At 65.6% G+C, this 21065-nt stretch carries 21 protein-coding genes and 1 tRNA gene; 4 read left to right on the top strand and 18 right to left on the bottom strand.

Annotation, left to right across the window (positions count from 1 at the left end; translation table 11 throughout):
* Positions 1-5: 5 nt before the first annotated feature.
* Complete coding sequence (locus B9Z03_RS06530) at positions 6-953, bottom strand: DUF6282 family protein (RefSeq protein ID WP_085463457.1); 948 nt, start codon at positions 951-953, stop codon at positions 6-8.
* A 107-nt stretch (positions 954-1060) separates the two neighbouring features.
* On the opposite strand from B9Z03_RS06530, the gene B9Z03_RS06535 reads away from it, so the two are divergent.
* Positions 1061-1867 (top strand): helix-turn-helix domain-containing protein, encoded by an 807-nt coding sequence (locus B9Z03_RS06535; RefSeq protein WP_085463458.1) that lies wholly within the window; start codon positions 1061-1063, stop codon positions 1865-1867.
* Between the two features lie 834 nt (positions 1868-2701).
* Here B9Z03_RS06535 and B9Z03_RS06540 read toward each other — a convergent pair.
* The 11 genes from B9Z03_RS06540 to B9Z03_RS06590 form a co-directional block, all read right to left on the bottom strand.
* Positions 2702-2786, bottom strand: a tRNA-Leu gene (locus B9Z03_RS06540).
* An 84-nt stretch (positions 2787-2870) separates the two neighbouring features.
* A complete protein-coding gene (locus B9Z03_RS06545; RefSeq protein ID WP_085463459.1) occupies positions 2871-3491 on the bottom strand; it encodes a 2,3-bisphosphoglycerate-dependent phosphoglycerate mutase in 621 nt (206 codons plus the stop codon).
* A gap of 3 nt (positions 3492-3494) precedes the next feature.
* Entirely contained in the window at positions 3495-3950 is a 456-nt protein-coding gene (locus B9Z03_RS06550) for an EVE domain-containing protein (RefSeq protein ID WP_085463460.1), read from the bottom strand.
* A complete protein-coding gene (gene dapB / locus B9Z03_RS06555) occupies positions 3947-4762 on the bottom strand; it encodes a 4-hydroxy-tetrahydrodipicolinate reductase (RefSeq protein WP_085463461.1) in 816 nt (271 codons plus the stop codon). The genes B9Z03_RS06550 and dapB overlap by 4 nt, the downstream gene beginning before the upstream one ends.
* Positions 4759-6528 (bottom strand): ABC transporter ATP-binding protein, encoded by a 1770-nt coding sequence (locus B9Z03_RS06560; RefSeq protein WP_085467524.1) that lies wholly within the window; start codon positions 6526-6528, stop codon positions 4759-4761. Before B9Z03_RS06560 ends, dapB begins: the two co-directional genes overlap by 4 nt.
* A gap of 164 nt (positions 6529-6692) precedes the next feature.
* The gene (locus B9Z03_RS06565; protein ID WP_085463462.1) at positions 6693-7718 is read right to left on the bottom strand and encodes a glucokinase; all 1026 of its coding nucleotides are present in this window, start codon (positions 7716-7718) and stop codon (positions 6693-6695) included.
* Between the two features lie 23 nt (positions 7719-7741).
* Complete coding sequence (locus tag B9Z03_RS06570) at positions 7742-8122, bottom strand: methylglyoxal synthase (protein ID WP_085463463.1); 381 nt, start codon at positions 8120-8122, stop codon at positions 7742-7744.
* 85 nt (positions 8123-8207) lie between these two features.
* Positions 8208-9260, bottom strand: a complete 1053-nt coding sequence (gene mepA / locus B9Z03_RS06575; protein ID WP_085463464.1) for a penicillin-insensitive murein endopeptidase — start codon at positions 9258-9260, stop codon at positions 8208-8210.
* A 121-nt stretch (positions 9261-9381) separates the two neighbouring features.
* Positions 9382-10254 carry an SDR family oxidoreductase gene (locus tag B9Z03_RS06580; protein WP_432417025.1) on the bottom strand — a complete coding sequence of 291 codons (873 nt, stop codon included), beginning with the start codon at positions 10252-10254 and terminating at the stop codon, positions 9382-9384.
* Between the two features lie 2 nt (positions 10255-10256).
* A complete protein-coding gene (gene queG, locus B9Z03_RS06585; protein ID WP_085463466.1) occupies positions 10257-11423 on the bottom strand; it encodes a tRNA epoxyqueuosine(34) reductase QueG in 1167 nt (388 codons plus the stop codon).
* 4 nt (positions 11424-11427) lie between these two features.
* On the bottom strand, positions 11428-12120 hold the full coding sequence (locus B9Z03_RS06590) for a glutathione S-transferase family protein (RefSeq protein ID WP_085463467.1): 693 nt from the start codon (positions 12118-12120) through the stop codon (positions 11428-11430).
* Positions 12121-12287: 167 nt separating this feature from the next.
* Between B9Z03_RS06590 and B9Z03_RS06595 the strand changes: the two genes are divergently transcribed.
* Positions 12288-13094, top strand: coding sequence for an undecaprenyl-diphosphate phosphatase (locus B9Z03_RS06595; protein ID WP_085463468.1), 807 nt, complete (start codon positions 12288-12290; stop codon positions 13092-13094).
* A 59-nt stretch (positions 13095-13153) separates the two neighbouring features.
* Here the strand turns inward: B9Z03_RS06595 and B9Z03_RS06600 are convergent, their stop codons facing one another.
* The 5 genes from B9Z03_RS06600 to B9Z03_RS06620 all read right to left on the bottom strand — a co-directional run bounded on the left by B9Z03_RS06600 (position 13154) and on the right by B9Z03_RS06620 (position 17472).
* Positions 13154-13501, bottom strand: a complete 348-nt coding sequence (locus B9Z03_RS06600) for a septal ring lytic transglycosylase RlpA family protein (protein ID WP_085463469.1) — start codon at positions 13499-13501, stop codon at positions 13154-13156.
* A 153-nt stretch (positions 13502-13654) separates the two neighbouring features.
* Complete coding sequence (locus tag B9Z03_RS06605) at positions 13655-14641, bottom strand: NAD(P)-dependent oxidoreductase (RefSeq protein WP_085463470.1); 987 nt, start codon at positions 14639-14641, stop codon at positions 13655-13657.
* Positions 14634-15347 (bottom strand): FadR/GntR family transcriptional regulator, encoded by a 714-nt coding sequence (locus B9Z03_RS06610; protein WP_085463471.1) that lies wholly within the window; start codon positions 15345-15347, stop codon positions 14634-14636. Before B9Z03_RS06610 ends, B9Z03_RS06605 begins: the two co-directional genes overlap by 8 nt.
* A 4-nt stretch (positions 15348-15351) precedes the next feature.
* Positions 15352-16521 carry a mandelate racemase/muconate lactonizing enzyme family protein gene (locus tag B9Z03_RS06615; protein ID WP_085463472.1) on the bottom strand — a complete coding sequence of 390 codons (1170 nt, stop codon included), beginning with the start codon at positions 16519-16521 and terminating at the stop codon, positions 15352-15354.
* Between the two features lie 63 nt (positions 16522-16584).
* Entirely contained in the window at positions 16585-17472 is an 888-nt protein-coding gene (locus B9Z03_RS06620; protein ID WP_085463473.1) for a sugar phosphate isomerase/epimerase family protein, read from the bottom strand.
* 375 nt (positions 17473-17847) lie between these two features.
* On the opposite strand from B9Z03_RS06620, the gene B9Z03_RS06625 reads away from it, so the two are divergent.
* A complete protein-coding gene (locus B9Z03_RS06625) occupies positions 17848-18903 on the top strand; it encodes a sugar phosphate isomerase/epimerase family protein (RefSeq protein ID WP_085463474.1) in 1056 nt (351 codons plus the stop codon).
* A gap of 137 nt (positions 18904-19040) precedes the next feature.
* The gene (locus B9Z03_RS06630) at positions 19041-20213 is read left to right on the top strand and encodes a Gfo/Idh/MocA family protein (RefSeq protein ID WP_085463475.1); all 1173 of its coding nucleotides are present in this window, start codon (positions 19041-19043) and stop codon (positions 20211-20213) included.
* A gap of 158 nt (positions 20214-20371) precedes the next feature.
* On the opposite strand, the gene B9Z03_RS06635 is transcribed toward B9Z03_RS06630, so the two are convergent.
* Complete coding sequence (locus tag B9Z03_RS06635) at positions 20372-21064, bottom strand: GntR family transcriptional regulator (protein WP_085463476.1); 693 nt, start codon at positions 21062-21064, stop codon at positions 20372-20374.
* Between the last annotated feature and the right edge of the window lies 1 nt (position 21065).

The raw sequence follows: 21065 nt of genomic DNA on the forward strand, positions 1-21065 counted from the left end.
GCGGGTCAGCCCTCCTGGCCGACCAGCCGCGCCGGATTGGTGGCAACCATCATGCGCACGTCGTCATCGCTGAAGCCCAGCGCGAGGCAGAGCTTGATCACCTCGCGCATGCCCTGGACTGGCGTCGGATTGTCGACCTGGCCCAGGTCCGAGCCGATGGATGAATGCTCCACCCCGGCAGCCTCTATGTGTTCCTTCAGCTCCTGCGGCGAGTAGGTGTTGAAACGGGAATCGATATACAGCCCGGCCGACTGCTCCACCACCGCGCCGAGCCGCGCGAGGTCGCGGATGTCCTCGTAACTGAAGTGCAGGCCGTACATCGGGTGGTTGATCAGCAAGCGCTTGACGCCGCGGGCGCGCGCCTCGTCGAACAGCTTCCAGATCTCCCAGACATGCAGGTGCCCGGACGACAGGATCGCATCGAACTCCGCGATCGAGTCGAGGATCTGCTTGACCGGATCGAGCACATTGCCGAGCGGGTCGAGCGGGCTGAGCAGCGGCGACGACTTGAGCTGGACGTTCGAGGCCAGCCGCGTCTTGCGGTGCGCGCTGCGCACGTGGTTGGCGGCCTGCGCCGTCGGCATCCAGATCAGCCGCGCACCCATCTTGAGCTGCGCGTCGACGACGTAGGGATTGAACCCTCCGGTCGAATTGTTGAGGACGAGACCGCTGTACATCTTGAAGTCTGGCCGGGCGAGAACGCGGTCGAGCAGCGGGATGAACGGCGCCACGGAATAGTGGTGGTCCTTGAAGAGCAGGCCCTTCATGCCAGCGGCCACGGCTTCCTCCGCCGCTTCGAGGTGGTCCACCTGGCGCGGCATGGTGGACGGGCCGGAATGGACATGCAGGTCGTACGCACCCTTGAGCAGGGCATTGGCCCTTCCGTCGTCGATCGTTGCGATAAGGTGTCTCGCCTCCTCGCGGTTCCGGGTCGCCTGGTCTGCAGCAGCCATGGATTGGGTCCTTTTCTTGGTTGCCACGGGCATAGAGATTGACCCCGCATTGCCTCAACCTGTAGTCGGGGGCGTTCCGCAGGACGGAATATCGGAGGAGAGAAACCATGGGCATCCGGTCCATCGAACGCGCGATGAACGTCCTGCAAGAACTGAACCTGCAACCGATCAACACGATCGCGCAGCTTCACGCCCGAACCCGGCTACCGAAGCCGACGCTGGTGCGCATTCTCAAGACGCTGGAGGATGCCGGCTATGTCGAGAACGACGTGCGCGAAGGCGGCTATCGGGTCAGCGCCCTGGTCACCTCGCTGAGCTCCGGCTTCCACAAGGGGCCGCTGGTGGTAGAGGCCGGCCGCGCCTGGGCCGTCGCCATAACGCGCAAACACAAGTGGCCGACGGCGATCGCGCTGCCTGACTATGACGGCGTGATCATCCGCTTCAGCACCGTGCCCGACAGCCCGGTCTCGCCTTTCCACAGCACGGTCAACCGGCGTCTGAACCTGCTCACGCGCGGCATGGGTCTTGCCTACTTTGCGTTTCTCGAAGGGGAGGAAGCGGAACTGATCACCGATGTCCTGCGGCGTTCCGACGATCCCGAGAACGTGCTCAGCCACCACCCGGCCGAGCTTGCGCGACTGGTACGGAAGGTGCGCGCCAACGGCTACGCGACACGTTCCTCGCTCGTGGAGCCCCGCAATTCCAACACCATCGCCGTCCCTATCATGGGCGGGTCGGGCAAGGTCCTAGCCAGCCTCGGCCTGACCTATTTCACGTCGGCCTTTCCGTCCGAACAGGAAGCCTGCGCACGCTATGCACCCGTCCTGCTTTCGGCTGCCTCGGCCATCGCGGAGGATCTGGAACGGTTGTCAAAGAGCATCTCGATCGAACTGGATACACCTGCCGTAGAATAACAGATCGCGGGCAGACCTTGTCGAAAGGAAGAGCAGACCGCATGAGAGACACGCTCTCCGAAAGAGCGCACAAATCGGCAAGCCGCCAGGATCGCAACCCAATCGATCGAGGGGCAGCTTCCGGTGCTGATCGGAGGTCGAAAAATCCGCGTTGTCGGCGTTTGTCGAAAAGATCGCGAACGTCCGCTTCTAAGTTAAAGCAGAGTTCGCCGGAATGTCCGGGATGGGGGCGCATTCCCGTCGTTACGACGTTCGGGACTGCGTTTCATGCGTGGAAACTCTTCCCGGCGTCTGAGCTCGGTGAATGGCCAGCGGGAATTGGAAGATCGCGACAGACAAGTTCGGCCGAAGAAACCCGCCCTTCCGCATGCGTGAATAGCATGCATACAAGTTCAGAGTGACACAAAGCTGGTGACGGCGATGCCAATGTGCGCGAGGAGATGTTCGCCGAGCTAGCGGCGCTACTTCCCGAGGGGTTCGAGTGGTAGACCGTCACCCTGGTCGGGGCTGAGTGCCTGGAAAAGTCGAACTTCCTTTCAGAGAAGGGCGGCGAGGTGTTGGGTCCTGGTGCGAAGGATCATTGGCAGCCGCCGATGGTCGGTCAGTTCGTTCTCGCCTATGGCGTCGAATGGGAAGGCTGGTTCGACGCCGAGATCACAAGCATCGAGCCCAATGGCCTCTATGTCATGCGCAGCCAGTAGATTCCGGTGCTCGGATGTTTGGTCGGATGGCTCACGCGAAGCACTACGTGTATCACCCTTGTGCATCACTCGGGCGATCGTAAGTGCCTATTTTTGCTTAATATTCAGCGCCGTCAACACCTTAGAGGGTTGATGGTGCCCAGAAGAGGACTCGAACCTCCACGCCTTGCGGCACACGGACCTGAACCGTGCGCGTCTACCAATTCCGCCATCTGGGCAACGGTGCGGCCCGCCATGTAGGCGGGCGATCCGCTTGTGTCAACGCGAAAATGCGTCCCGCGGCACTATCTCGTGCCGCCGCCTCACGCTTCGAGCAATTCCTTCGAGGCGACCGTGGAATCGGCGTTCAGGCGGTAGAGGACTGGGACGCCGGTCGCGAGTTCCATCTTGACCACTTCCTCGCCGGTCAGCCCGTCGAGCGCCATGATCAGCGCCCGCAGCGAGTTGCCGTGCGCGGCCACCAGCACGGTCCCGCCCGACAGAACGTGCGGCTGGATCGTGTGGATGTAATAGGGCCAGACGCGCGCGCCGGTGTCCTTCAGGCTCTCGCCGCCGGGCGGCGGCACGTCGTAGGAACGACGCCAGACATGCACCTGCTCCTCGCCCCATTTGGCGCGGGCGTCGTCCTTGTTGAGGCCGGAGAGATCGCCGTAGTCGCGCTCGTTGAGCGCCTGGTCGCGCACCGTCTTCAGACCGGTCTGGCCGAGCTCTGCGAGGATATGGGCGCAGGTCTTCTCGGCCCGCATCAGCACCGAGGTGAAGGCGATGTCGAACTTCAGCCCCTTGGCCTTCAGCCGCTGGCCGGCCGCCTTGGCTTCCGCCGTGCCCTGTTCGGTGAGGTCGACGTCGCGCCAGCCCGTGAACAGGTTCTTCAGGTTCCATTCGCTCTGTCCGTGGCGGACGAGCACCAGCGTGCGCGACATCGTCTAGTCCTCTTGCGTTCCGGCTCTTCCGAAAGCGTCGGCGACGCCCATCGCCTCGGCGATCAGGGCGAAGTCGACGGGCTCGACGGGGAAGAGCGATTTCCTGAAATACATGCCCCAATGGCCTCTGTCCCGTACGAAGGAGAAGCGGTCAAGCAGGGGATAGATGTCGGCCTTGCGCGCCGGCAGCCATTCGGCATTGCGCTGCCAGCCGGTGTCGCCTGCGGCGGTCATCAGCTGTTCGTGCGGCTCGCCGGGAAGAATGCGGCCGATCGCGGTGAAGGCGCGCACCTCCGCGCCCTCGTTCATGCCCTCGCGCGGGCTGTAATAGGCGACCCAGTCGCCCGGCCGGGTGCGTAGCGCGGCAGAGTGCCTGCCATGGGCGAACATGGCGAAGCTGTTCTCGACGGCGATCCGGACGTGGCGTGCGGCCGCGACCCCGATCCAGTATCGGGTCATTCCGACAGGCCGAGCACGTCGAGCATGGAGTAGAGGCCGGACTTGCGGCCATGCGCCCACAGGGCGGCCTTGACGGCGCCGCGGGCGAAGATGGCGCGGTCCTCGGCGTGGTGCGACAGCACGATTCGCTCGCCGGCGCCGGCGAGAATGACGGAATGGTCGCCGACGACCGAGCCGCCGCGCAGCGTCGCGAAACCGATCGTGCCTTCCGGGCGCGGGCCGGTGTGGCCATCGCGCACCCGCACGCTGCTGTTGGCGAGGCCAATCCCCCGCCCCTCTGCCGCTGCCGCGCCGAGCAGCAGCGCCGTGCCGGACGGCGCGTCGACCTTATGCTTGTGGTGCATCTCCAGGATCTCGATGTCGAAATCCGCCGCGTCGAGCGCTTTTGCAGCCTGTCGGACCAGTACGCCGAGCAGGTTGACCCCGAGGCTCATATTGCCGGACTTGACGATCGGCGTATGCCGCGCGGCGGCCTTGATCTTCGCCTCGTCCTCGGCCGAGCAGCCGGTGGTGCCGATCACATGCACGACATGCGCCTGCGCCGCATAAGCGGCGAAGCCGACGGTCGCAGCCGGCGAGGTGAAGTCCAGCACGCCGTCCGCCCTGGCGAACACCGGCAGCGTGTCGGACGAAATGGCGATGCCGTTGGGGCCTGTTCCCGCCAGTTCGCCCGCATCCTTGCCGAGATGCGGCGAATCCTCGCGCTCGATCGCGCCGGCGAGGACTGCGCCTTGCGTCTCGGCGATGATGCGGATCAGCGTGCGGCCCATGCGGCCGGCAGCGCCCACCACCACGAGCTTCATGTCGCTCATCGCGTTCCTCCCGACTTGCGCCGCGAGGACTTGGGTGCGGCGACCTCGACCACCTCTCCCGTGCGGTCCTGCATGAAGTGGAAGCGCGCGTAGGCGCCGCCCGGCTTCACCAGCAGGCTGCGATGCGTGCCTTCCTCGATCAGCCGTCCCTGCTCCAGCACCACGATATGGTCGGCATTGACCACGGTCGACAGGCGGTGCGCGATGACGAGGGTGGTGCGCCCCTTCATCACTGTGTCGAGCGCCTGCTGGACCTTGGCTTCCGATTCGTTGTCGAGCGCGGACGTCGCCTCATCCAGGAGCAGGATCGGCGCATCTCGCAGGATGGCGCGCGCGATCGACAGGCGCTGGCGCTGGCCGCCCGACAGCGTCACGCCGTTCTCGCCCACCAGCGTGTCCCAGCCCTGTGGCTGGAGCGCGATGAAGTCGGTCGCCTGCGCAAGCCGCGCGGCTTCCTCCACCTCCACATCCGTCGCGTCCGGCCGGCCGTAGCGGATGTTGTCGCGGATCGAACCTTCGAACAGGTAGGGCTGCTGCGAGACATAGGCGATGGCGCCGCGCAGCGATCGCTTGGTCACGGCGCCGATGTTCTGGCCGTCGATCTCGATCGCGCCGCCGGTCGGGTCGTAGAAGCGCTGCAGCAGGGCGATCAACGTCGACTTGCCCGCTCCGGATGAGCCGACGATCGCCGTCGTCTTGCCGGCTTCCGCCCGGAAGCTCACGCCGCGCAGAACCGGCGGCCCTTCGGCATAGGCGAACTCGACGTCGCGGAAGACGACGTCTCCCTTGTCGACGCTGATTTCGCCGGCGCCGGGGCGGTCTCCCTGCTGCGGCTCGATGTCGAGGATCTCGTAGATCATCCTCGCATTGACCAGCGCGCGCTCGAGATTGGCCTGGACGCGGGCAAGCCGCTTGGCCGGTTCGTAGGCGAGCAGCAGAGCGGTGATGAAGGAGATGACCGCGCCCGGCGGCACCTGGGCGACCGCGGCCCGGTAGCCGGCATAGCCGATGACGCCTGCGACCGCGAAGCCGGCGAGGAATTCCGTGATCGGCGTCATCCGCTCGGAGATGCGGGCGATGCGGTTCGCACGGGCCTCGGCGCTGTCGATCAGGCTGCTGATCTTGTCCGACAGCAACTGCTCCATCGTGAAGGCCTTGACGATGGTGATACCCTGCGTCGCCTCCTGCATCGCACCGATGAGGCGCGAATTTACCTCCACTGCCTCGCGCGTCGCGCGCCTCAGCCGCCGCATCAGGTAGTTGACCGAGACGAGGATCGGCGGGCCGATGACGAGCGCTATGACCGACAGTACCGGGTCCTGGTAGACCATGACGCCGACCAGCGCGATCAGCGACACCGCGTCGCGCGCGATCGCCGTCAGCGTCATCGACAGGATGTCGCGGATGCCGGTGACATTCTCGTTGATCCGCGCGGCGAGCTGACCGGAGCGGGTCGACGTGTAGAAGCCGACGCCGAGGCGCATCAACTGGTCGAAGATACGCCGCTGGTAGCGCGCGACCAGGTTGTTGCCGATCTTGGCCAGCAGCACAGCCTGACCGTAGCTGGCCAGCCCGCGCACTCCGAAGGCCACCACAACCGCGCCGCAGATCAGCAGGATCAGGTCCTTGCGCCGCTCGGCGAACAACTGGTCGACGATGTCGCGCATGATGTAGGCGGTGAAGGCGGTCGTCACCGCGAAGGCGACGAGGCAGAGCACGGCGAGCGCATAGTAGCCGAGATAGTCGCGGCCGTTTTCGGCGAGCATGCGCCGCAGCACGGAGACGACTTCGCCCGTGTCAACTCGTCTGCTGCTGCCGTCTGCCGCCAAGTCGATCCTGTCCCGCTGCCCTGGTCCCACGCATCGCGTCGTGGCACGCTCATAGCGGCATGTGCCGCCCTTGCCTATGGCAGCGATGCCACAAAATTCCGCTACGACCGCCAGCGGCGCCCCGAGGTCTCGACGCCGAAGCGTCCCGGCGTGCGCGAATAGGCCGCGAGGCCAAGAAGCGCCGCCATCGGATGGGTGATGACATAGACCGGCATGTCGCGCATCAGCGCCGAGTGGGGCGCCTTGTCCTCAAAGGCGGCGCGGAAGTCGCTTTTCACCAGGAGCGACACGATCTTCTGCGCGATGCCGCCGGTCAGATACACTCCACCCTTGCTCATGAACACCAGCGCCAGGTCGCCGGCGATCCGGCCGAGGCAGGTGCAGAACATCGATACGGCCTCGACCGCGGTCTTGTCGGATCCGTCGAGCGCGGCGCTGGTGATCTCCGCCGGCGTCGTGAACGGCGCGGGCGTTCCGTCCGCCTTGCCGATCGCGTGGTAGATGTTGACGAGGCCGCGCCCGCACAGGAGCTGCTCGCCCGAGATGCGACCCTCGATCCGCTCTATATGCGGAAAAACCTCGAAGTCGCGCGGGCTGCGCGGGCCCATGTCCATATGTCCGCCTTCGCCTGGGACCGGGATCCAGGTGCGGCGCGCGTGGACAAGCCCCGCCACGCCGAGCCCGGTGCCGGGACCCAGCACGACGCGGCTGGCGGCCGGCTCCGGCGTGCCGGCGCCGATGCGGATCATATGCTCGTCGCCCAGCGCCACGACGGCGAGCGCCTGCGCCTCGAAATCGTTCAGCACGACGATGTCCTGCAGGCCGAGCTCTGCCTGCATCGCCTTGGGGCGCACGACCCAGGGACAGTTCGTCAGGTGGATCTCGTCACCGTCGACCGGACCCGCGACTGCCAGCACCGCAGACCGCGGCTGGATCGAGGTGCGGTCGAGGATCATCGTCTGGATCGCCTGGTCGATCGTCGCGAAGTCGGCGGTCTGGACGACAGGGAACTCCTTCGGCTCGGCATAGGAATCGATCAGGATCGCGAAGCGCGCATTGGTGCCGCCGATGTCCCCGATCAGGATAGGGAAGTTGAGCACCATGTCCGTGTCTGTGATTCGGGCCATTCTCTCCCCCGGTTGCAATCGTCTCAGGCCCGCGCCGTTGTTTCGTTGCCGGACAGGATGATCTCGGCGGTGGCGCGATTCAAGGCCATCGGAATGTCGTAGACGATGGCGAGGCGCATCAACGCCTTGACGTCGACATCATGCGGCATCGGCGTGAGCGGGTCGACGAAGAAGATCAGCGCGTCGACCTTTCCCTCGGCGATCAGCGCGCCGATCTGCTGGTCGCCGCCGAGCGGCCCGCTCTTCAGCCGCCTGATCGTCAGTCCCGGCCAGGCCTCCGCGACGCGCCCGCCGGTCGTGCCAGTGGCGACCAGGTCGCAGTCCTTCAGGAAATCGCGATGGGCGCCGGCGAAAGCGACGAGGTCGTCCTTCTTCTCGTCATGCGCGATGAGGGCGATACGCACGCGCCAGCCATCCGGTTAAATCGGTTGAAGTGTCCGGGAAGGCTTAGCCCAATCACCCGCTGGAGTGAAGCGCCAAGTTGCCGCCTCACTGCGCCGGATCGGGCCGGAACATCGGAATGGGGATCCGGTCGAGCGGAATCTCCGAGAAAGCGTTCGCCGTCACGGGCGTCGAACTGCTCGACGTCGCCGCGATCGTCGGCTGCGGGCTGCCGAGGCCCCGCACCGTCACCGCCGCTTCCGATACCGGGGAGGGCGCGCTCAGCACCGCGACGCAGGCTGCCGGCAGGCTCTTCATCGTCATGATGTCGCGGGCCTTGGGCGCGTCCGGGTTCTTGTTGGGCCGCCAGGGCTCCTCTGTGAACCACCAGGCGAGCGACTTGTCGCAGCCGTCGCCGGCGGCGACCTTTTCCTGCCCGCGGCATTCGGTCGATCCCGGCTGGCAGCCGATGCGGATGTGGAAATGGTAGTCATGCCCCCAGAAGGGGCGCACCTTGCGCAGCCACGAGCGGTCGCCGCTCACCGTGTCGCAAAGCTTCTTCTTGATGCCTGGATTGACCAGGATGCGCTCGACCTCGGGATAGCTCGCGGCGCGCTTCAACAGGTTGGTATGCGCCTTGGTCCAGAGCTTGTCTTTCACGAGGTGGGTTTTCTCGTCCACCATCAGCGTCGCGCTCATGTTCTCGCGCTCGCTCGCGCTCAGTCGCTTGTCGGGCATCGGCGTCAGCCAGATGTCGGCGTCGAGGCCGATCTGGTGCGAGGCATGGCCGGAAAGCATCGGTCCGCCGCGCGGCTGGGAGATGTCGCCGAGCAGCAGTCCCGGCCAGCCGTCCTGCGTCGAATCGCGCGCCAGCTTCTCGATCAGGTTGATCATCGCCGGATGGCCCCAGCGCCGGTTGCGCGACAGCCGCATCGCCTGCCAGTTGGGTCCGTCGGTGGCGATCGCCACGCCGCCAGAGAAGCAGCCCTTGGAATAGAATCCGTAGGACTTGGGCGCCGTCGCCGCCGGCAGGGTCTTGGCGCCGAACAGGTTCTTCGCCAGTTGCTCCGCCTGGGCGTCCACCGCGACCCCGGTCAGGGCCAGCGCAGCGACGAAGCCCGCGATCAGGCCCCTGCGGGCGCTTCGCACAGTCTTGCTCATAGTCCAGTCCCCGATGTCCGAGGCCTCGATGCCTGACAACTTTGGCGAAGCGTGGGCGGCAAAGGGTTAATGGATGGTGAAGGATACGAAACTGCTTGCGTGGCGGCTTCCGGCTTCGGTTTTAACGCCGCCAGTTGCCCTTCGCCCACATTGCGGTCAACGCAGCGCGGTAGTCCGGGTGTATGAAGCGGTAATCGGTCGATTTCAGCTTTGCGTTCGAGACGCGCTTGTTCTCGCCGTAGAAGGAGCGCGCCATGGGCGTCAGGTCCGCCGTGTCGAAGTCGACCTCCGGCGGCGGCGCGACGCCCATCAGCCGGGCCGCGAAGGCGACGACGTCCTGCGGCGGCGAGGGCTCGTCGTCGGTGACGTTGAAGACGCCGCCGGTCTCGTGCCGCGCGAGATGGAGCAGGCTGCCGGCGATGTCGTCGACATGGATGCGATTGAAGATCTGGCCCGGCTTGATGATGCGGCGCGCGGTCCCGTTCTCCAGGTTGACCAATGCGTTGCGGCCGGGGCCGTAGATGCCCGAGAGCCGCAGGATCGCCAGCGGGACGCCGCGCTGCCGGGCGAGGTCGCTCCACTCCTTCTCTGCTTCCAGCCGGTTGTCGGAACGGCCGGGGCGGGGACGACATTCGGCCGTCTCGTCGATCCATGCGCCGTCATGGTTGCCGTAAACACCGACGGTGGAAAGATAACCGATCCAGCGCAGCGCCGGCATCGCGCCGGTGAGCAGGTGGTGCGCGGCGGCGATCACCGGGTCGCCCGCCTCGGTCGGCGCGGCGGAAATGACCAGATGCGTGGCCTGTGCGAGTTCCGCTGCGATCTGTGGCGATACGTCCGTGCCGTCGAACAGGAACGGCTGGATGCCGGCGGTGCGCAGGGCGTCCGCCTTGCTCTCGCTGCGGGTCGTGCCTGCGATCGCGTCCGCTTCATCGGCTGCAAGTTTCGCGAAGGCGCGGGCGGAATAGCCGGCACCGAACAGGAAAATCCGCATGGTCATGCTGTCAGCCTTTCGCGCCGCTCGCCGAGTGCGGCCGCCCATTCCTCGCGAACCGAAGCATCGCTCTCCCCGGCCTCCATGTCGCTCGAAAGCGCCTGGAATGCCTTATCCCCCATCAGCCGCGACAGTGCCCACACCGCCGCGCCCCGCACCAGCGCCGAGGGGTCGTCAAGCAGGTTCCGGCACGGTGGGATCAGCGAGGTGTCGCCCGAATTGCCGGCTGCGACGAGCACGTTGCGCACGAAGCGGTCGCGGCCGATTCGTTTCACCGGCGAGCCGCTGAAGAATGCCCGGAACGCGCCGTCGTCCAGCGCCAGCAGGTCCGCGATGTGCGGTGCCTTCAGATCGTCGCGCGCGACCAGCTTCGCCTCGGATGCCGCGGCGGCGAACTTGTTCCAAGGGCAGGCTGCCAGGCAGTCGTCGCAGCCATAGATGCGGTTACCGATCGCGACGCGGAACTCGCGCGGGATCAGCCCCTTGTTCTCGATGGTGAGGTAGGAGATGCAGCGCCGCGCATCGAGCCGGTAGGGCGCGGGGAACGCATTGGTCGGGCAGATGTCCAGGCAGGCGCGGCACGAGCCGCAATGGTCGACCTCGGGCGTATCGGCCGGCAGCTCCGCCGTGGTGAAGATCGAGCCGAGAAAGAGCCAGGAGCCGAATTCGCGGCTGACGAGATTGGTGTGCTTGCCCTGCCAGCCAAGCCCCGCAGCCGCGGCCAGAGGCTTCTCCATCACCGGCGCGGTGTCGACGAAGACCTTCACGTCCCCGCCGGCCCGCGAGGCGATCTTGCCCGCCAGTTCCTTGAGCCTGCCCTTGATGATGTCGTGATAGTCGCGGTTGCGGGCATAGACCGAGATCGCGGCGCGGTCCTTGCGGTCGAGCAGGCCGAGCGGGTTTTCATCGGGACCGTAGTTCATGGCGAGCATGATGACGCTGCGGACCTCCGGCCACAGCACGGCGGGCGCGGCGCGCCGCTCGAAGGTTTCCGCAAGCCAGTCCATGTCGCCGTGATGACCGGCCGACAGCGCCGCCGCCAGCCGCTCGCGGGCGAGCGGGATCGAATCGGGCGTGGTGACGGCGACGGTCGAGAAGCCGAGCCGTCTCGCCTCGCGATCGATGAACGGCCGCAGCGTATCCGGTCTTGATGCCGGTGCCGCGCGCATCGTTCTAGAAGTCGAGATTGGCGTAGTGCGCGGCGGGGGAAAGGCCGCGCACGCGGTCGTTGAGAAGTGGGCGGAAGGCCGGGCGGGACTTGATTCGGCTGTACCAGTCGCGCGCCGCGCCGTTCTCCGCCCAATCGATCTCGCCGAGATAGTCGAGGATCGACAGCGTGCCGGCCGCCGCGAGGTCGGCATAGCTCATGCGCGTGCCGGCCAGCCAGTCGCGCGTACCGGCCAGCCAGTTGGTATATTTCAGGTGCTGCTTGATGTTGGCGCGCGCTGCGCGGATCGCGGCCGAATCGGGCGAACCGCCGCCCTGCGAGGACGGCATGTGCGGCTTGAACACCCGCTCGCGCACCAGATGGCGCGTTACCTCGCTCTCGGTCTTGACCAGGTACCAGTCGCACAGCCGGCGGATTTCGGCGCGGCCGATCGAATCCTCGGCGAAGAGGCGCTTGTCGCGCTTGAGGACGCCGCGCGTCTCGTCGACATATTCGGCGATGACGTTGGCGCCGACAATCGGCACATCGCCTTCCGCCAGAAGCACGGGCAGAGTGCCGGCCGGGTTGAGCGCGAGGAACTCCTTGCGCCGCGCCCACGGCTTTTCCTCGATCAGTTCCAGCTCCTCGCCATACTCGCCAAAGGCGAGCCGGACGAAACGGCTGGCGGCGTTCATGGGATGGTGGAAGAGAGTCAGCATCGATCCGTTCTGGACGCACCGGCGAGGTTGCGGAAGGCCCCGTCGCGGCACTGGCGTTTTACCGTCGGGGCGGCTAATCCTGCGCCACCCGTCGAGGTCGGGATTCGTGCCGACCTATACGGGCTCGACCCGTCGATGACAAGCAAGCCGCCCTCCCGGAGCTTCCCATGCAGGACCAGTCCATCGTTTCGGCGCTCTTGCTTGGCTTGCTGGAGGGCCTGACCGAGTTCATCCCGGTCTCGTCCACGGGGCACATCCTGCTCGCCGGCCATTTCCTCGGCTTCGAATCGACCGGCAAGGCCTTTGAGGTGCTGATCCAACTCGGCGCGATCCTCGCCATCCTGTCGGTCTATTTCGGCCGGCTGTGGAAGCTCCTCGTCGACCTGCCCCGCGACGGCAGGACGCAGCGCTTCGTGCTTGGCATTCTCGTTGCCTTCCTGCCGGCCGCCTTCATCGGCGCGCTGGCGCACGACTTCATCAAGACGGTGCTGTTCGAGACGCCGATGCTGATCTGCGTCATGCTGTTGATCGGCGGCGTGGTGCTGTTGTGGGTGGACCGCTGGGCGCTCCAGCCACGCTATCACGACGTGATGGACTATCCGCTGTCGCTCTGCCTGAAGATCGGCCTGTTCCAGTGCCTCGCCATGATCCCTGGCACCTCGCGCTCCGGCGCGACCATCGTCGGCGCGCTTCTGATGGGCGCCGACAAGCGCTCGGCCGCGGAGTTCTCGTTCTTCCTCGCCATGCCGACAATGGCCGGCGCCTTCGCCTACGACCTCTACAAGAACCGCGACATCCTCTCAGCGGCGGATCTGCCGATCATCGCGGCGGGCTTCGTCATGGCCTTCATCTCGGCCGTGATCGTGGTGCGCTTCCTGCTCGACTACGTCTCGCGCCACGGCTACGCGCTGTTCGGCTGGTGGCGCATCATCGTCGGCGGCGCGGGAATGATCGCGCTGCTGATGCTCGGCTGAGTGTGAAAAAGGCGCGGCAGGAGCTGCGCCTTAACCAGCCCTTACACTGTTTTCCGTCGTCAGATCTTCGCCATGCAGATCGAGGCATGTCCGCGCGAGACCATGCCGATCTGGCGGGCGGCGGCCTTGGAGAGGTCGATCACCCGGCCCTTGATGAACGGGCCGCGGTCGTTGATGCGAACCACCACGCTCTTGCCGTTGTGCTTGTTGGTGACACGCACTTTCGTACCGAAGGGAAGCGAGCGGTGTGCCGCGGTCATGGCGGATGGGTTCATCCGTTCGCCCGATGCCGTCTTGGAGTGAAGCGCATACCACGATGCGCGTCCGCACTGGGCGAAGGCTGGATTTGTTGAAAACGTCGCCCCCGCGATGGCCACTGCCAAGACAACACCGAAACCGTTCCGCATTCCGTAGGCACCCTCTGCCGTTGATCCTGAGTTCGGCGCCTAGGGGCGAAAGGGGGGCGGAATGTGGAGCGAATGCGGCGCTGAAGTGGCGGGGATCTAACGAATGGAGTCGCCTTGTCACATCGCGTCAGACGCGACGGCGGCAGATTCTCCTCAACCGAAGCGGGCGCGGTAGGCCGGGAGAACCTCGGGATTGCGCAGGTTGACGGGCAGATCGCCGCGCAGGATGCGCACGACTTCGGCAACCGCACCCGTTCCCATCCGCATCATGCTCTCCTCGGTGATGCCCGCCATATGAGGCGTCACGATCACATTGTCGAAGGAGAAATAGGGATGGTCCGGCGGCAGCGGCTGGGTTGCGAAGACGTCGAGCGCCGCCCCCCCGATGCGTCCCTGGCGTAGCGCGGCCACAAGCGCGTCGTCGACGATCACCGGCCCTCGCGCGACATTGACGATCAGCGCGCCCGGTTTCATCAGGCCAATCCTGCGGGCGTCGATCAGGCCGCGCGTCTCCGGCGTGAGAGGACAGCAGAGCACGACGACGTCGCTCTGCGCGACGAGAGCGTCGACATCCAGGAACGCCGCCTCGCCGAGATCCTCCGGCCGGCTGCGGCTGTTGACCGCGACCTCGAGGCCGAAGCCTTGCGCTGCGATCGCATGCACCTGCCGCCCGACAGCGCCGTAACCAACGATGCCGATCCGGCGGCCGGACAGTTCGTTGGTGTGTTCCGCATGCGCCCGGCCTGCGAGCCAGCCGGCGGTCCGCAGGTCGCGGTCCATCATCCGGAAGCGACGGAGCAACGCCATGGTCACGAAGAACACGTGCTCCGCAACCGAGCGGGCATTCACGGCCGGCACGTTAGCGACCAGCACGCCGGCCGCCGTCGCTGCCTCCATCGGGATCATGTCCAGGCCCGCGCCATGCCGAACCGCCGCTCGGAGCGCCGGAGCATCCCGGAAGATCGTCTCGGGCAGGTTGGCGCGAACGATGATGGCCGCGGCATCGCGCGACTCCGCGATCAGCGTGGCCGGATCGAGCGCGGTTGCGATCTTGAGCTTGCCTGCGCCGTCAAGCGCTGCGACCGCGGCGGGATGCAGCGCGTGCGTCGAGAAGATGACCGGGGCAGCCGCGTCAGGCATTTTCCAGACGCGCGCCTTCCTTTAGGTCCATCTCGCTGATCAGGCCCTTCCAGTAACTCTCCGCCCCCTGGAGATGCGCGTTCATAAGTGCCTGGGCGAGGTTGCCATCGCGCCGCACCAATGCTTCGAAGATCTGCAGGTGCTCGGCGTGCGATTTGCGGCCGCGCTCCGGGTCGTTGAAATAGATCGGCAGCCGGCCCTCTCCCATGACGTAATAGAGGGTGCAGATTCGGTAGAAGACGCTGTTCTTGGTCGCGCGCACGATCTCGAGGTGGAAGTCCCGATCCTCGGTATGGATCGGCTCGCCGGCCGCGACCTTGGCCTCGGAGGCGCGCAGGATTTCGCGCAGCGCCTCGTAGTTCTCTTCCGTCGCGCGGCTGCAGGCGAGTTCAGCGGCCTTGATCTCGTGGATCTTGCGCAGTTCGACGGTCTCGTAGATCTGCACCGGGTCGAGCGGCAGGCCGGCGCGGGCAAACAGCGCCATCGCCTCGACGCTCGCCTCGTGCTTGGTCAGGTAGATGCCCGACTTCGCCCGGCGTTCGACCAGCCGCATCGCCTCAAGGATCGCCAGCGCTTCGCGGATCTGGCCACGCGAAACCTGAAAATGCTCGGCAAGCTCCCGCTCGGACGGCGTGCGGTGGCTTTCCGCATCCGATTCTGCGATCAGGAACGCCGCGAGATGCGGCAGCAGGTCTTTCTCGGCCATGGCTTCAGCCACCCATTGCGTGGGCTTTCAGGAAATCCTCGTCGACAGTGATGCCTAGCCCCGGCGCGTCCGGAATGGCAATGGTTCCTTCGGCCACATCGAGTTTCTCCACCACGAGATCGTGCAGCATCGGGTTGGCGCCCAGCGAATATTCGAGAATGAAGCTCGACGGCGACGCCGCGCAGACATGCAGGCCAGCATAGAAGGCCGGCGCGCCGGCCCACAGATGCGGGGCGAGCCGGATGTTGAAGGCCGACGCGATCGCACCGATCTTCATCGCCTCCGAGATGCCGCCGCAGAAACCGAGGTCGGGCTGGAACACGTCGGCCGCGCGCGCGACGGCGAGATCGCGGAAGTCGAACCGGGTCGCCTCGCTCTCGCCGGCGGCAATCGGGATACCGCAGGCTGCTCGAACCTCCGCGATGCCCTGCTTGTCGTCCGCCGCCACCGGCTCCTCGAACCAGGCCAGGTCGCAGTCGCGCACCATGTGCGCGAAGCGCTTGGCGTCGGCGACGGTGTAGGTGCCGTGCGCGTCGACCATGATCGAGATCCCCGGCCCGAGCGCTTCGCGCGCGGCGTGCACGCGTTCGGACGAAACGTGCGGCGCCCCGTCCATCGAACCGACCCGCATCTTCACCGCCTTGAAGCCGCCCTTGTCGATATAGGACTGCAACTGTTCGCCGATCTTGTCGGCGCTTGCCCAGCCGCCGGAGGCATAGGCCGGCATGCGCTCGCTCTTGCGGCCGCCGAGCAGCTGCCACACCGGGACGCCGAGCGACTTGCCAAGGATATCCCACAATGCGATGTCGATCGCACTGATCGCGGCAACCGTCAGTCCCCGGCGCGCCAGAACCGGCATGACGTGGCCGGAAGCGGCAGCCTTCTGGTGGCGCACGCCGTTGTAAAGCATCTCCCAGATGCCATTGATGTCGCGCGCGTCGCGGCCGCGCAGCGCGGGCGCGATCTCGTTGTTGATGAGCGACACCAGCGCGCCGTAGGTCCCGGCGCTCCCGGCGGCGTTCTTGCCCTCGCCCCAGCCGACGATGCCGGCGTCTGTCTCGACCCTGACGATGGCGGCGTCGAAGGTCGTGATCTGGCCGAAGTCGCTCTTGTGCTGGCGCGCGGCCTCGATCGGGATCCTCACCCACCATGCCTGGATTCGTGCGATGCGCATGTCGCTACCCCGTTGCCGCCCCGCCATTGCGGGACGGCTTTCTCTCGACTGTGTTCGAACCCATCACTTGATCAGCGGCAGCAGGGTTTCCGCGGTGATCCGCATCTGGTCGGTGTAGAATTTCTCAGTCAGCACCGAGGAGCCGTGGTCCTGGATGAACTTGAGCTGCTCGGGCGAGATGTCGACCGGGTTGCGCTCCACCATGTCGGGGTAGCGGTTGGCGGGCGTGCGGTCGACCGGCGCGACGAACTCGTTGGTGAGCGCGCCGTCATAGCCCGCCTCGCGCAGCCAGCCGACGAGCTGCTTCCAGTTGATCGTGCCGAGACCGGCGGCGAAACGGTTGTTGTCGGCGACGTGGAAGTCGAACAGGCGCTTGCCGGCCTTTTGGATCGCTTCCTTGACGTCGAATTCCTCCATGTGGATATGGTAGGCATCGAGACAGACGCCGCACTCCGGCGATACCGCGTCGGCCAGCGCCAGCGCCTGTTCGCCGCGATTGAAGAGATAGGTTTCGAACCGGTTCAGCGGCTCGACCGCGACTCGCACGCCGACTTTCTTGGCGTGGGTGAAGCACTCGCGGGTCGCGTCCACCACCCACTTCCACTCCTCTTCCTCGGTCGCGTCTGGCACGACCTTGCCGACGGTCGCGGGCACCAGCGTGATGATCTCGCCGTCGAGTTCGCTCACCATCGTCAGCACGTCCTTGACGTACTGCACGGAGCGCTCGCGCTGGCCCTGGTCCTTGGCCGCGAGGTTGCGCTCGCCGAGCATCAACGTCACCGCGCCCCAGCAGCGGATGCCGTGCTCCTTCAGCAGCGCGCGGGTCTCTTTGGTCTTGTACTGCTCCGGCTCGCCCGAGATCTCGATCGACTCGTAGCCGAACTTCTTGATGCGCTTCAGCGTCGTTTCCAACGGCTCGGCGCGCATCCAGTTGTGTGTCGAAAGATGCATGGTGTCTCCTCTCCAGATGCTCCTGCGCGGGCGAGGTGCGCGAAAACGCGCGTCACGATCCCTCGCCCGATTTTCCTCCCGGTCCCGCCGGTTCAAAAACTGGTTGGACCAAAATCAAGCGATTGGACGAGTAACGCATTTTTCCTACCCCCGCAAGCAAACTGGATGAACGACGGGACGATATGTGCTAAGGCGCTGCAAAGAGGCGGATTGTGGTGGGTTTTCGACGTTCGGATGACGTTCGTGCGCGGTTCCGGCTCTTGACCGGCCGTCTCTCATTGGTCATACCAGAATGAACGAATGCTTGTGGCAGCGGCGTGCCATTGCGCTTCCGCGCCGCTGCCTTCTAAAAAGATCGTCTGGGAGGACAAACAGATGCCAAAGACCATGAAGGGGCCGGGAATCTTCCTGGCGCAGTTCGGCGGCGACGCCGCGCCGTTCAATTCGCTGCCCGCGATCACGAAGTGGGCCGCCGGGCTCGGCTACAAGGGCGTTCAGATCCCGACATGGGACGGACGCCTGTTCGATCTGAAGAAGGCGGCCTCGTCTAAGAGCTATTGCGACGAGGTGAAAGGCATCTGCGCCGATGCGGGCGTCGAGATCACCGAACTGTCGACCCATCTCCAGGGCCAGCTCGTCGCCGTGCATCCTGCCTACGATTCGATGTTTGATGGCTTCGCGCCGCCCGAGGTGCACAACAATCCGAAGGCCCGCCAGAAATGGGCGGTCGAGCAGATGAAGTTCGCGGCCAAGGCGTCGAAGAACCTCGGGCTGACGGCCTCGGTCTCCTTCACCGGCGCGCTCGCCTTCCCCTACCTTTATCCCTGGCCACAGCGGCCGGCTGGTCTGATCGAGGAGGCATTCGCCGAGCTCGGCAAGCGCTGGAAGCCGATCCTCGACGCCTATGACGAGGCCGGCGTCGATCTCTGCTACGAAATCCACCCGGGCGAGGACGTATTCGACGGCGCCACTTTCGAGATGTTTGTCGACGCGGTCGGCGGCCACAAGCGGGCCAACATCAACTACGACCCGTCGCACTTCCTGCTGCAGCAGCTCGACTATCTCGCCTTCATCGACATCTACCACGAGCGCATCAAGGCCTTCCATGTGAAGGACGCCGAGTTCAATCCGGACGGGCGCCAGGGCGTCTATTCGGGCTATCAGGGCTGGGTGCAGCGCGCCGGCCGCTTCCGCTCGTTGGGCGACGGCCAGGTCGACTTCTCCGGCATCTTCTCCAAGCTCGCGCAATACGACTACGACTCGTGGGCGGTGCTGGAGTGGGAATGCTGCCTGAAGCATCCGGAGGACGGCGCAGCCGAGGGGGCGCCCTTCATCGAAAGCCACATCATCCGCGTGACGGAAAAGGCCTTCGACGACTTCGCCGGAGCGAAGCCGGACAAGGCGGCGCTGCGGAAGCTGATGGGGATTTGAGGGGTTAGGGGAGTAGGGCAGTAAGGCAATAGGGCAGTAGGGGAAGCGGTAGGAGGTGGTGGGGCAGCAGATCGAAATCGGACATGTCATGCTTCGGTTTCCCCTACTGCCTTACTGCCCTCACACGGGAGGACAAAATGGTCAGCGGCAAGATGATCGAATCCGGCAATGGGCCGATCAGGCTCGGCATGGTGGGTGGCGGGCAGGGCGCTTTCATTGGCGGCGTGCACCGCATTGCGGCACGCATCGACGGCGAGTTCCAACTGGTCGCCGGCGCGTTGTCGTCGAGCCCCGAGAAGGCCAAGGCTTCTGCGGCCGAACTCGGCCTGGACCCTTCGCGCAGCTACGGCTCGTTCCAGGAGATGGCCAAGGCCGAGTCGAGCCGTGCCGACGGCATCGAGGCGGTGTCGATCGTCACGCCCAACCACATGCACTGGCCGGCTGCAAAGGCTTTCCTCGATGCCGGCATCCACGTCATCTGCGACAAGCCGCTGACGTCGAACCTGGCCGACGCGAAAAAGCTGGCAGCACTCGTGGCGAAGTCCGGCAAGGTCTTCGTGCTGACCCACAACTACACCGGCTATCCGATGATCCGGCAGGCGCGGGACATGGTGCAGAAGGGCCAGCTCGGCGAGATCCGCGTTGTCCAGGCCGAGTATCCGCAGGACTGGCTGACCACGAAGGTCGAGGACACCGGCGCCAAGCAGGCGGTCTGGCGCACCGACCCGAAGCAGTCTGGCGCCGGAGGTGCGACCGGCGACATCGGCACGCATGCCTACAACCTCGCCCGTTTCGTCACCGGCCTTGAGCTCGACAGCCTGTCGGCCGACCTCAACGCCTTTGTGAAGGGCCGCCTGCTCGACGACAACGCGCACGTCATGCTGCGCTTCAAGAGCGGCGCCAAGGGCATGCTCTGGGCGAGCCAGGTGGCGCCGGGCAACGAGAACGCGCTGAAGCTGCGCGTCTACGGCACCAAGGGCGGCATCGAGTGGAGCCAGGAACAGCCGAACCATCTGTGGTTCACGCCCTTCGGCGAGCCGAAGCAGCTGATCACACGCGCCGGAGCCGGCGCCGGTCCCGCCGCCGCCCGCGTCAGCCGCGTGCCGTCGGGTCATCCGGAAGGCTATCTCGAGGGCTTCGCCACCATCTACGCCGAAGCCGCCCGCGCCATCCGTGCTGCGCGCAGGAAGAATGGCAAGCCGGCGAAGGATGTCATTTACCCAACCGTGGCCGACGGCGTCGAAGGAGTGGCCTTCGTCGAGGCCTGCGTGAAATCGTCGAAGAAGAACGCGGCCTGGACGAAGCTGTAGAAGGCAGTAGGCAGTAGGCAGTAGGCAGTAGGCAGTAGGCAGTAGGATGCTCTGCTCCCCGCTTCGACGATACTGCGATCGCCATTGACCGTAGGCAGGCGGCCGGAACTCTTCCCTACTGCCTACTGCCTACTGCCTACTGCCTACTGCCTACTGCCTCACTCCTCCTGGAAATACTCCCGATTGAGATCACGGATCTGGTGGATCTGCGTGTCGATCTTGCGCAGGTGCTTGCGCATGTGCGCCTCGGCGAGGTCCGGATTGCCCGACAGGATCGCCTCACCGATGTCGCGGTGTTCGCGGATCGTCGCCGGCATGCCTAGTTTGAGCGAAAGATAGCGCACGCGGTCCATCTGCACCTTTTGTGCGTCGATCAGCTTCCAGACGAATTCGTTGCCCGACAGCTTGGCGATCAACCGGTGGAACGCGTCGTCCTTGGCGTGGAAGGCGCGGTAGTCGTTGGCATCGGAGGCATCGGTCTGTGCCTTGAACAGCTCGTCGAATGTATCGACCGGCATTTCGGCGCACTCCGCGGCGGCCTTGCGCACCACGGCTACCTCGAGCGCCTCGCGCACGAAGCGCGCATTGAGCACGTCGCGGATGGAGATGCGGATCACCTCGGTCGACCGCTGCGGCCGGATCCGCAGCAGCCCCTGCTCAGCCAACTGGATGAACGCCTCGCGCACCGGCTGGCGCGAGACGCCGAAGCGCGCGGCGATGTCGCTCTCCGAGATCGTGTCCCCCGGCTTCAGATCCAGCGAAACGATGGCGTCGCGCAACGATTCCGCAATGCGCTTGGCGATCGTCGGACGTGTCTCGGCGTCGAAGGCCAGCCGCTCAATATTCATCATA

Origin of the sequence: Mesorhizobium australicum, from assembly GCF_900177325.1 — a bacterium.
In the GTDB taxonomy this organism is placed as follows: Bacteria; Pseudomonadota; Alphaproteobacteria; order Rhizobiales; family Rhizobiaceae; genus Mesorhizobium_A; species Mesorhizobium_A australicum_A.